Source organism: Chitinophaga rhizophila (assembly GCF_019492185.1).
Lineage (GTDB): Bacteria > Bacteroidota > Bacteroidia > Chitinophagales > Chitinophagaceae > Chitinophaga > Chitinophaga rhizophila.
Window position 1 is genome coordinate 446,680 of the sequence record NZ_JAICCF010000001.1, and the last position, 13,603, is coordinate 460,282.

The 13,603-nt window shown below is 45.9% G+C and carries 4 protein-coding genes; all 4 read right to left on the reverse strand.

Going from position 1 to position 13,603, the window contains the following annotated elements; genetic code table 11:
- Nucleotides 1-9: 9 nt before the first annotated feature.
- A complete protein-coding gene (locus tag K1Y79_RS01660; protein WP_220248260.1) occupies nt 10-4,422 on the reverse strand; it encodes a non-ribosomal peptide synthetase in 4,413 nt (1,470 codons plus the stop codon).
- A gap of 23 nt (nt 4,423-4,445) precedes the next feature.
- A complete protein-coding gene (locus tag K1Y79_RS01665; protein ID WP_220248261.1) occupies nt 4,446-5,153 on the reverse strand; it encodes a thioesterase II family protein in 708 nt (235 codons plus the stop codon).
- A gap of 111 nt (nt 5,154-5,264) precedes the next feature.
- Nucleotides 5,265-9,227, reverse strand: a complete 3,963-nt coding sequence (locus K1Y79_RS01670) for a condensation domain-containing protein (RefSeq protein WP_220248262.1) — start codon at nt 9,225-9,227, stop codon at nt 5,265-5,267.
- Nucleotides 9,228-9,259: 32 nt separating this feature from the next.
- Nucleotides 9,260-13,603, reverse strand: a complete 4,344-nt coding sequence (locus K1Y79_RS01675; protein WP_220248263.1) for a type I polyketide synthase — start codon at nt 13,601-13,603, stop codon at nt 9,260-9,262.

A 13,603-nucleotide genomic window follows, 5' to 3' on the forward strand; every position in this document is an offset into this window, starting at 1 on the left:
ATAAGCTGTTCAAAAATTAAAATCAATCGGGAAATACGAAGCTGCATCAGGTGCAGGCTCCGGGGTATTTACTACTGCATCTACCCGCGCGTTTATCAATGCGAGGCCCTGTTGCAGATACTGCTTCAGTTCTGTCGCAACCTTGCCGGCAACTGTATCAGTACTAACGCTTGTATTATATTCCACATCACACACCAATGTTTCTGCTACATGATAAAAGTTAAATGTATAGGCAAACCTGCTACTAAGGTGTTGATAAGCGAATGGCTGCATGCGGAAACCATTAAAGGTCCTGATATCTGTTAGTGTTGCATCTGGATCCTGATAGGCTATCATTACGTCAAATAATGCAGCAGATGCTTCATCAGGCCTATGTCTGCCTGCTTCCAGTATATGCCGGTGAACATCCCCTACCTGCTGCGCTACTATCCTGTCCCGTTGCACCTGCATGCGCAGGGGAATCGTAAGTGCATACATACCAATTGCATCACTTAACTCCGGCTGTTCACGGCCAGCGGTAACTGTACCTATATAAAAGTCCTCTTGCCCTGTATAACGCCACAGAAATATACCAGTAAGCGAAATCAGCAGTGAGTATAATGTAACATCCAGCTTGGCGGCCATCTCTGTCAATGCGGTCTTTTCTTTATCATCCAGCAGAAAAGTACATTGGTTGCCAGAAAATCCTGTATCTGCATGCCTGGTGGGGTCAGAGAATAACCCTTTCGCGGGACGGCCCTGCAGCTGTTCTTTCCAGAACATAGCGGCTGTAGCATCAGGTAGCCGGTTCGTAATCCATTCTGCATAATCTCTAAACCTTGCTGGTTTTGTTAATTCCGGTGGTCGGCCCGAACTTTGTAAATGATTGTATACATCACTTAATGTTCTGATGAATACCTCCAGCGACCACCCGTCCATCACGATATGATGCGTTGAAAACAGTAATACCTGCCTTCCTTTCCGGGTAACTGCCAGTACCATCCTCAACAGAGATCCCGCGGCAAGATTGAACTCCTGATGGAGTAGGCTACTGATTACCTCCCCCGTGGCATTCTCCACTACTGGTATATGAAATGTGCGTTCATCAGCAGGAAGTATTACCTGCCTGGGCACACCCGCTATTTCAACAAATGCGGTACGGAGACTCTCATGCTGCGCTATGATAAATGTTACTGCCTTTTCCAGTATAGGAAGTTCCAGTTGTCCTGATATCTCATAAGCTGCGTTCATATTGTAAGCGATCGACCCCTCCGAACGTTGCGACTGTATCCAGATATGTTGCTGCGCTTGTGTTAACGGATAACTATCCCGCTCAGGCGCGGAAGGAATAGGCTGGTATAGTATCTTCTCTGCAGATGCCACTCTTTGTGCAAGCGCTGCAATCGTCGGACATTCAAATATGTCACGCGGAGATAGCTTACAGGAGAAAAATGTATTGATCTCATAAATTACCCTGACCGCACTCAGTGAATGTCCTCCAAGCCGAAAGAAATGATCATTTGCACCAATGCCTTTTACTTGCAGGTACTTGCTCCAGATCCTGACCAACTGTTCTTCTGTCTCATTACCCGGCGCTATATAACGTACCCCGCCTTCCAGATTTATCTCCCTTGCGGCCAGTGTTTTTCGGTCGATCTTATTGTTAGGCGTCAATGGAAAGGTATCTACAGGTATTATTACAGCAGGCACCATATACTCTGGCAGGCGTTGCTGCAAAACTGCGATTAATGCCTCTGCATTAAAGTTACCGAGGGGTTTCACATAGGCGACAAGGAAAGCTGCTTCTGCTGTTTTACGGGCAATTACAACCGCCTGTGATACCTGGCCTGACTCTACCAGTTTTTTCTCTATTTCCCCTGTTTCAATTCTATATCCACGGATCTTCACCTGCGCATCGCTTCTACCGCCAAACGCTATCTCACCGGTGGCGATCCACTTACCAGTATCTCCGGTGAAGTATAACATGGGTTCTCCATTGAGAAATTTTTCGGCTGTCTGCACAGGATCTTTATAATATCCCTTTGCCAGACCATGACCGCTGATATAAATGTCTCCAGTTGCACCTATTGCTACTGGCTTCCGCCACCTATCCAGTATATAAATCCCGGTATTGTTGATTGGCGTACCAATGTTACCTGCCTCCGCCGGATGTACTATGCGCTTAACGGCAGACCAGATAGTTGTTTCGGTCGGCCCGTACATATTCCACAATGCTGCGCAACTATTCAGTAGTCTTTCTGCCAGTGCTTCACTCAACAGATCTCCGCCACAAAGCACCTTCAATGCAGACTGTCCTGTCCACCCGGCGTTAAAGAGCAGCTGGTAGAAACTAGGTGTTGCCTGTATCATCGTTGGACGCACCTGCTCAAGCGTACTTATCAATGCCGCCGGATCCCGTAGTTGTTGCCGGCTGGCTATGTACACCGTTGCGCCGGCAATTAATGGCAGAAAAAGTTCAAGGATTGAGATGTCGAAGGAACAAGTGGTCACTGCAAAGAACAGGTCCTTTGCTGTAATGCCCGGCTTTTCTTTCATGCTCCACAGAAAATTAGTCAGTGCCTGATGTCCGATCTCTACTCCCTTAGGATTACCGGTCGATCCGGATGTGTAAATTATATAGGCACTGTCTGCCGGCGTAGGCGATACTAACTGCTTTTCTTCAATCGTTGCTGATAACAGATCTTCCACTATATATGTTGTAACCTCCGGAAGACTGAGATACCCCTGTAATGCACGATCCAGCAGCATACATTCACATCCGCTATGGCGAACAATGTACTCCAGCCTCTCTACCGGAAAATCAGGATCCAGCGGAATATATGGCCGTCCGGTGCGCATTACACCCAGCAGCGCGGCCACCAGGTCTGCTGACCTGTACATCAATACTGCTACCGGCCGCCGGTCTATTATATCATCACCTCCAATACCGGCTGCTACTTTAAGCATACTCGTCTCCAGCGCTGCATAACTCCAGCGCTTACCTGCGTCTATTACAGCTGTTTTTTCACCTGACAGTTTTACCTGCTGACTGAACAAATCAATGACAGTACTATAGGAAGGATATTCTGCCGCATATTGATTAAATGTATGCAGTACGTCCTGCCGTTCCTGCGCTGGCATATAATCAATATCCCGTATTGCCGCGCCAGGCGTTGCAATTACTGCCTGTATTATTACATTGAAATACCTGGTCAGGCGGAAGATGTCATCATCTGTAAAGTAACTAAGGTTATAGCTGAAGTCCAGTCTGACGTCCTCATGATCATCAAACTCACGCACATACAAGGCCAGCGCTACACGCTCTGCGCCATGGCTCATCGGTCTGACGGTTGTAACCGTACCTTCAAAGTGATCTGAATAGTCCTGCTTTTCGTAAGACAATGTAATATTGAATAGCCTGTCCTTTTCTCCGAAGACCTGCAAAGCCTGTATCAGCTTGCCAAGTGGAAAGCGTTGGTGACGATAATTTATCTTCAGCTCATCCCTGATCTTATTCACTAATGAACGGAAATCCGCATCAAAATCAACTTGTATCCGCAAGGGGGAAACGCCCATAAAAAGACCTACCGTCTTCTTGTAGACAGCCTTGCCCCTGTTCAGTACCGGCAGTCCCACAGTAATGTCGCTATTGTTATAGTAGCGCGCAAAGTATGTATATATTACCCCTAGTATGATGTGAAATGTTGAAACTTTCAACTCGCCAGCAAGGGATATCAGCTGATTGAATATACTCCTCGGAATAAACAATTCCTGTTGCCTGCTTTTATTTTTCCGTGCCTCCTTTAGCGGAATGAACGATTCCGGAAGGGAAGAAAAGGCAGACAACCAATATTTTTTATCTTCCTGGTAAGCATCTGAAGCAACGTATTGCTGATCTTCCAGTACAAATGAGGTATAGGGGAATGGATAGGTAGTCCGGATCTCACCAGTTGTAATCAGCTCGTTATAGTTCTTTACAAAACGCTGGAACATCAGTGAGGTGCCCCAACCATCGGTAATAATATGGTGGTAGACTGAAAAGAGATAATGAAATGTGGGACTTATCTTTATCAGCATAAAGCGATGCAGTAACCTGCCCGCCTCCAGGTCAAACGGTATCCTGAAATTCTGATCCATTAACAATCCTGCCGCCTGCACTGCATCTGCCGCTGCTGACAGATCCACTAACTGGATACTTGTATTGTGCCCTTCAGCAATGGTAAACACAGGTATATCCAGATCCGTTCCAATGATCATCCGGTAAGATTCGTGCTGATTGATTAATTGCCTGTATGCTTCCTGCAGAATGCTTACATCGAGTGGGCCCTGTATCTCTACACGTGCACCGATATTATAAATCGGCTCATCCGGATAAAGAAGCTGCTCGTAATAAATGTCCTGCTGGGGCAATGAAAGCGGGTATTTTTGCTGCAACTGCTCCATACTCATTTATTTTAAATAGTTAATCAGGGATACGTCCGTCCTGCCACTCCTGTATAACCCAGGTGATTACGGAGGTATTCCGAGAAATAGGCTGCATGATCAAGAATGAAAAAGTGATTCCCTTTCATCTCGCGGATATGCACCGGTTGAAGACTTTCTTCCTTCCAGCCTACGATGTCTTCTTCCCTGATACCCTCTTCAGAACCATAGAACACATCGATTGGCACAGACAATTTTTCACCTGGTATATATTGATAGGACTCGTAAACCCTGAAGTCTCCTTTGAGGATCGGAATAATAAACTCCATCAGTTCCGGGTATTGCAACACTTCATCAGGTATACCTCCCATGCCGGTTACTTCCTGTATAAAATCTGCATCATGTAATTGTGAAAGGAACCGCTTACGTTTTATATGAGGTGATTTGCGGCCACTTACTACCAGTTTCTGCGGCATTGGCAATCCCAATGTTTTGATCTTACGACACAGCAAATAGGCAATCAATGCACCCATACTATGTCCATACAGCATGTACTTGCTATGAATGTCAATTGTCTTCTTAAGCTGCTGCAATACATCTTCAACCAGCAGATCCAATGTCACAGGTAAAGGCTCTCTGATCCTTGTACCACGCCCGGGATACTCAAGTGTGTGAATATTCGGAACATTTCCGGTAATAGCCTGATAGGAATGCTTGTTTCCTCCGGCGAAAGGAAGCATAATGATATGCATAGTCTCTCAGATGCGGTTTTATATTGATAATTGTGCTGACGCAACTCCCGGTTGTATGCCTGCTAAACAAATGCAACAACCGGGAGTAAAAATTATATTGATATTGAACCACTACCACACAATCTTCGAGAAGATCATGTCAGCTATATACTTCGCAGGACCGGTAGCCATCGTCATGTGATTGCCTTTCGTCATACTTACATGTATCTCACCGGTACTGTGCTCACGTAAACCATTAAATGGTGTATCATGGTTGCGCTCAAACGGAGAGGTCAGCAGTGGTTTGATCAAAGAGATATCGCCACTGTATTTTCTTGACGGACGATACTTCTTCGTTACCTGATTGGCATGATACATCTGCTCCTGGATCTTATGCGTACCAAATTCATCCGGATCAATATTCTCCTGGATCAGCAGTGCACGAATGATCTTGTCATAATCTTCACGCTGCTTGTTATCATCGTCAAAGTGCGGTCTGTACATATTCGGATCCAGCAGGATCAGTGAATTGACTTTCAGCCCCAGCGCTTCCAGCTGTAAAGCAATCTCAAATGAAAGCGATCCGCCGAAAGACCACCCTGCCATATGTATTGACTTGCCTTTAGACAGCTGAAGTATGGTATTCTTATAGAAGCCTGCGAGCGTCTCCATATCTCGACCCAGTGTCTGATATTCTTCAACTGCAATAGTGGCAAATACAACAAAGTCCATGTTCTCCGGAACAAAAGGCGTCAATGCCTGGTGTGTAGATGTACCTGTCAATGGTGGTACCAGGAAGAAGATGTGCTCATTACCCTCGCGCTGATTTAGAATATGATAATTTTCTTTCCGCTTGAAGTTCTTATTGCCCATCACCTCGTCAATGTATGCAGATAACTTTTCAATAGTATTGTAAGTGAACAGCTCCGCACCTTTCAGTTTAATATTAAACTCCATACCCAGCTTATAAGCTGCTCTCATTACTACGATAGAGTTAGCGCCCATGCTGTAAAGATCCTCATCCAGGGCAATCACTGCGTCAGGCATCAGGGCTGCAAACACGTCCCTGGTACGTTTCTCAGTAATGGTGGACGGTTCTTTCACCCGCTGCAAACTTTCATTCTTAAGAAACGCCTGCAATCCGATCTGATCAACCTTGCCTGTAACAGTTCTTGGAAATTCCTTCATGAACACAATCTTGTTCGGGATCGTATAATTCGGAATCCTGTCTTTCAGGAAATGCTTCAGGTTATTTTCAGAAAATTCAGCAGGATTATCTACCTGACAGAAAGCTACCAGCCTAGCTCCCTGGCTGTTATCCACCACAAGCACTTCTGCTTTTTTCACATCTTCAAACTGCTCCAGGTTATATTCAATTTCGCTCGGCTCGATCCTGTAACCTCTAAGCTTGAGCATCCTGTTTTTCCTGCCGATATAATGCAATACGCCTTCGCCATCAATAAAACCAAGGTCGCCGGTTTTTAATGTGCGGGTATCATCAGTGCCAAACAGAAAAGTATCTTTATTATCTTCAGGATGCATATATCCCAGGGATACGCTTCTACTCTGGATCAATATCTCTCCTACTACGTTCAGTGGCTTGGTACGCTGGTGATCATCAATGATGCTGATGGTAGTGTTGTATACTGGTTTACCAAGCGGGTAATATTCAAATTCAGTATCGTATTCGTAGTTATAACTTGTGGAAGATGCCTCTGTAGATCCATAACGGTTGATGACAACTGCATCCGGCATGGCTGCTTTAATTGCCTTAACATCGGCCATCTTGGCAGCCTCTCCACGGAGTTCGAGCAAACGTACGCCTTGCAATAACGAGGTCTTTTCATTTTCCATCAGCACCTTCACAAAACTTGGTGTCAGTGATATCCTGGTTACACCCTTGTCTGCAATAAACTGCGTGAATTTGTCTACGTTGTGATACAGAAACTCTGGTATTACCAGCAGGCGCGCTCCCTGACTAAGCGATTCAAAGATGTTACGGATAGACGGACTAAAAGACAACCGGATATTAAGGCAGAATGTTTCTTCTCCATTTACCGGGAAATGATCTTTGAGCCAGTAAAAACCGTTCAGTACGTTTTCATGACTTGTCCTGATAATCTTTGACGTACCTGTAGAACCCGATGTATAATACAGTGTACATATATCTGACGGTGCAGGCTTAGCTGCCGGAACTTTTAATGCTGCCAGCGGGAGTTCTTCCGGTAAAGAAATGATCTTGCAGGAAGGGAGCACTGTATGCAGCATATCGCCGAACAGCGTACGCTCTCTGTCGCCTAGCAATACGGCTGAAATGCCTGCTTCTACCGCCAGCCAGTTCAGCTTATCAATTGGGAAACCGTGTTCCAGACTTACAATGCTGCATCCTGCTTTCAAAGCACCCAGCACACTGGCTACCAGGTTAACAGAATAATTCAGGTGAATACCGACATTGCCTGTGATTCCCTGGTCTGTCAATAAGTTAGCAATATGATTACTCTTCTCGTCCAGCTCTGTAAAGGTATAAGCATGATTGTCGTAGTCCTCTACCGCAACCCTGGATGGATATTGTTGTAAAGAGCTATAAAACAGATCCAGCAGTGTAGCGGATGCGGCTGGTGTGGTCGTACCTGCAATCAGCGCACGTGCTGTCGCCGCTCCGAATATATCAAGGGTGGTCAGTTGCTGCTCGCAGATCTCGCCAAATTTATTATACAGGTCAATAATAAGGTCTGCAATGCTACGGATAGTTGCTTCAGGGAACAGGTCTGCTCTGTAGCTCACATCAAATTCTGCTGCGTCTTCGGGTAGAGATACCAGAATAGCCAGCGGGAAGTGAGAGATGCTCTGACTTTCCTCTACTACCCTTCTGATACCAGCTCCGGCAAAGGAAGGATCTATACGCTCAGTAATATCCTGGAAGCTGAAGGAGGCACTGAACAGGTTCTGTGATTTAACTGTATCGTAGATTTCATTCAGGGAGATATAAGAGAAGTCTCTGGCTTCCAGTAACTGCTGCTGAAACTCTGTTAATGCTTCCAGTAATGTCTTCTGTTGCCCAAAATCATATACCAGCGGTACGGTGGCAATCAGCGGACCGATAATACTGCTGAAATGTGGATGACCAGAATAACGGTGAGTGATAGTATTACCCCATACAAACTGTCCGCCGCCATGATAAGCAGACAATACAAGCCCGCCCAGGAAGTTCAGCACGGTAGAGCTGGCGATGTGTTTACGTCTTAACAGCTCTCTTGTACCGGCACTCAACGTATATTGGAGATTAAATTCCTTATAAGTTTCTTCTTGGATCGCATTATCCGGCATGATCACATTCTCCAGTCTTGCAGGAGCAACATCTTTCAGCTGCCTGGTCCAATGGTCTTTGGCCTTTTTCTTGTCCTGCTGTAATACCCACTCTACATAAGATGAGAACTGCATGGTCTCGGTTGCTTCCAGCTGCGGGGTACCATTCTCCAGACTGGAATACACGCTGAACAATTCTTTCAGCAGTAATTGCACAGAAAGCACGTCTGCTACCAGGTGATGAATGATCAGTACAATACGTTTGTCATCTACCAGGCAAAAACGTATCAACGATTCTTCAGAGATCTGGAATGGCTTGTTACGTAAAGCATGCTCCTCGTCTCCGTTTATTCTCAGACATACCAATGACTCTGCGGGTAGCAGGCGGGTTCTGAAAAGTTGTTCATTGAGGTCAAAATCAAATGTAGATCGCAATATTTCATGACGGGAAATAAGGAACTCGCATGCTTTGTGGAAAGACTCGAAAGACAATGGCTGATCAGCTTCAAAGGTCAGCTGAATAATGTAACGCTTACTGTCAGGGTTATTCTTTGCAAAGCTAACAAGGCCTTCCTGGAATGGGGTAATGCTAAAACGGGAAATACCCTTTTTTGCCTTCTTTTCCTGAATGTGTTTGATCAGCAGTTCTTTGTTTGCCCTGATCTTATTGATGAGGGCTTCATTTTTCATGTTGGCCTTCGACAACACTACATTCAGGTTGCCGGAATCATTGATAGTAATTTCAATGTTGCTACTTTCGATCTCCACGATCAGTTCGTTGATGTCCATATGTTAACAGTTAAGCGATGAAAGATTTTTTATCAGATAGTGATTACAATTTTGTCATTGAGTATTTCATCAATGTCTCTGACAATGCTGTCTATGTCAGGTGCTTCTAGCAGTTTTTTCAGGGTATAGTCTACATTATAACGGGCTTTTATTTTACTGAGAATAACCATGGCTTTCAACGAGTCGCCTCCCAGTTCAAACATGTTATCTCTCATTCCCACGCTATCAATACAGAGTACTTCCTTCATGATATCAGCAACCCCCGTCTCCATTTCTGTAACAGGCGCTACATACTCATTGGTACTACCGGTACGTTGCCTTGAAACAGTGTTATCCGCCGCATTCTCTTCTTCAACCCCGATGATATAACCGGTCCTGGTGTCAATAGCTGTTTTAGATACTACCAGCAACCGCTCATCACTACGAATGCCGTCAAACAGTACCTCCAGCATAGTCTCGGGCCGGATGGTCCTGCTGAGGATGGCTTCATGCTGATTCTCCGGTACCAGCTTCAATGCATCAATTGCCATCCCCACTCCTGATACTGCAGGCCAGTGAATACTTGTACCATTGATGGCTACGAGGAAATTATCCAGGAAGGAGTTGGCTGCTACATAACCGAATTGTCCGACAAACGGTTTGGATACTGCCCTGGAGGAGTAACCTGCAAAGAAATCAAGTTTATTATCCTTCAGAATGGTGTACAGGTTATAAGTGCCGTATACTTTAGGATTAAAGATGTCTGCATCATTATCCGCTGTTCTACGCAATATGATACCATTATAGTCGCCTACACCTGCTGCATGAATAACACCCTTTACCATACCCACTTTCTCCTGCGCAGCTGCCAATAAAGGCGACAGCTGCTCCAGTGAAGAGAGGTCTGATTGGATATATACCACTCTAGTGCCCAGCTTTTCAAGTGCGGCGGTACGCTCCTGATTTTCGGCACTTCTTCCGATAATGATCAGCCCTGCCTTGTGCTTTTTTGCTATATGGCGGGCTACCTCATATCCCAGACCACGTACGCCACCAGTTACCAGGTAGGTCTTCCTGCCGGATAATCTTTTTTTGCCGGATACTTCCAGTGGTGTGTCCACATATTCTTTATGATAGGTATGACCATTCCTTACAGTGATTTCCAGCAGTTTTTCATGACTCAGTATTACATTGATAACAACAGGCAAGTTCTGCGCAGAAAGTATGTCTACATCAATCACGCGGCAACGCATATTGCTGAACTCTATACTGATCATCCTCACCGCCCCTGCTGCGGTAGCCTTTATCGGTTGCAGCGCAGCATTATCACCCATCCTATGTATACCATTCGCTACAAAAGAAAGATGCAGGTTGCGATCCGCAAACACATTGGTATAAGCCCTCACCAGGTGATACAGGGATGTATATCCATATTCCAACCCTTCTACCAGGCCTGTTTTTCCATCTGTCCAGATGAAAATCAGGTCTGCGGGCATAAAGCTGATGGCTCTAAGATCGGCGAACAACCTTTCGCTGTCTGTAGCCGGATTGAATACAATGAGATTGTCCGTACGCTGGTAAGCATCTCCGGGGATCAGTATAAATGCCTGCTGCTCTCCGGCAAGCGCTGCGAACTGCTCAGCCGCTATCTTGTCATGTGAGAACAGCAGTACCTGCCTTTCGCGAAATGCCTGGGCATGGTCTATACTGAATGAATTATCCTGTACCCACGTTTCCGTATAGGACACGTAGTCTTTCGGTTTTATCTTTTTCCCTGTCAATAACTTTGACGTACGCACCTCCGCGACAAACTCCTGCTTATCAAATGCATAAGTTGGCACTGACATTTTTTTACCCGCAGGCTGCAAGTCATTCCAGTTGATGTCAATGCCTTTCTCCCACAGTTTTCCAGCTACGGTAAGGCATTGCGTTAATTCATCCGTTTTATGATAGGTTGTCAGTACTTCCAGTTCATTATTGATGTTGCGCAGCATTTTGGAACTGGTATGGTCAGGACCCAGATCAATGAACAATAACGGACTGTTTGCAGCCACCAGGTTTTCTATCCCCGGGTGGAATTTCACAGCGCTCATCATCTGACTGATCCAGTAATCGGGGGATACTGCCTCTTCGGGTTTTATGAGCTGTCCGGTCAGTGAAGAAAGAAAAGGCAGTTCCGGCGTACTGAATGCGAATTGACTCATTACTTCGCGGTAAGCGGCTGCCATTACCTGCAACAAGGGGGTGTGAAATGGCTTTTCTCCACTTACCTCCCGATAGTAAATCTCTGCAGCTTCCAATGTACGTACCAGCGCCTCCATAGGCCTCGTCAATCCTGATAACACAAAGTTGCCGCTGTTATTCTCCCCGGAAATGTATATCTGCGGATGGTCCGCAAGTAATGTTTCCAACTGTTCCCTGGTAACGTTGGCACTTACCATCCTGCCTGCGGGCAGGTTCTTCATCAACAATGCCCTGCGGTACAACATGGTTAATGCGGCAGTAAATGAAAACACTCCGCTCAGACAGGCAGCGGTGTATTCACCCAGGCTGTAGCCGGACATATAAGCCGGTTTAATTCCTGCCTGTAATAACATCTTCGACTTCGCATATTGAATAGCAAATATCAATGGATGCAGGTAGGCTATATCATCCGTTAGCTCATCGTCGGCATATAATGCAGCCTTATAATCTTCTCCGCTGAGGGTACTCAATGTGGCAAAAGCAATATCCATGTACTCCCTGAACACAGCAGATTGTCCGTATAGCGCCTTTCCCATCTGCGCGAAGTGTGCTCCGTTGCCGGGGAACATAAATACAAGCGGCGCTGACTGCTGCTGTACAGGAGACACATTTGAATAAATATATTCCTGCAGGGCTGCCAATAATTCAGCTGCCGATGCAGCTACAAAACTTTTCTTTAATTCCATACCGGCACGTGAAGACCGGTAAGTGTATGCCAGGTCGGCGAAGTTCACGTCCTCTTTACGGAGGAAATCAAATAACCTGATGGCATTACCCTTCAGCGCCTGTGGCGTCTTTGCTGAAATGGTTATTACTTGTATAGGCGCAACCGAAGCATTGGCTGGAAGTACCGCGGGCGCTTCTTCCAGTATCATGTGCGCATTTGTACCACCAATACCTAGTGAAGTAACCGCTGCCCGTAAAGGTTGTCCGTCTTTACGGTCCATAGCGCTGGTTTGTGTATTGACATAAAACGGACCATTGGCAAACCCAACACCCGGGTTAGGCGCTGTGAAGTTGATACTGGGCGGTATCGTCTTATTTTTCAGACAAAGCGCTGCCTTAATAAAGCCCAGGATACCAGCGGAATAGCTGGTATGACCAATATTGCTCTTCAAAGACCCGATAGGGATTGTATTGGGGGTTGTCAGTTCAAATGCCCTGTTCAACGCCTCCACTTCTATCGGATCACCTAGCTGCGTGCCAGTACCATGCGTCTCGATGTAAGCAATGCTTTCCGGCGTTACTTTACTGAATCGGAGCGCTCTTGTGATACATTCAGTCTGGCCCGTAACGCTTGGCGCAGTATACCCTACCCTCCTGTCAGCATCATTATTACATGCACCGCCTTTTATCAGGCAATAGATATGATCATTGTCCTTCAAGGCATCTTTCAGCCTTTTCATTACGATCACACCCACTCCCTCGCCCCAGCTGGTTCCTGTTGAGTCCTTGTCAAAAGACCGGCACCGGCCATCCCTTGACTCAATATTGCCATCCTGGTAGGGATAACCTTTCTCACTATGATTGATCAGGTTAGCGCCTGCGGCAATAGCTATTTTACTTTCTCCGAGCAACAGACTCTTGTAGGCGTTATGTATCGCTACCAGCGAACTGGAACAGGCGCTGATCACCGGTAGGGTGATGCCCTGAAATCCGAATTTATATGATAGCAACGCTGGTGTGAAATGGTGCGCTGTAAGAAAATTAAATGAGAAAAAGTCTATTGGTGCCTCATCTCTCATGGCACGTACATGTAACTGCCAGGTAAAGTCCTCAATAAGGCTGACAAACAGACCCGTGTTTTCCATGGTACTGACATCACTGCCGGCATCTTCTATCGCTTCCCATATGCACTCATGTAACTGCCTCGTCTGCGGAGATAGCAGCGGCGCTTCATTACGGTTGAATTTAAAGAAGTTGGCATCAAAGTATTTCTTGTTTTTCAACCGTCTGGAAATACGCACATAACTTTCTGCACGCGCAGTTTTTTCATCTACGCCTGACCGGATTACTTCTTCTGCACTCAATACTTCCATTGGTTCAAACCCTGCCAGCAGACCTGCCCAGAACTCCCGGTGATTGTCTGCCTGTGGAACACGGCAGGACATGCCCACCACTGCTACCTCCAGACCTGTATATCCATTTTCCAT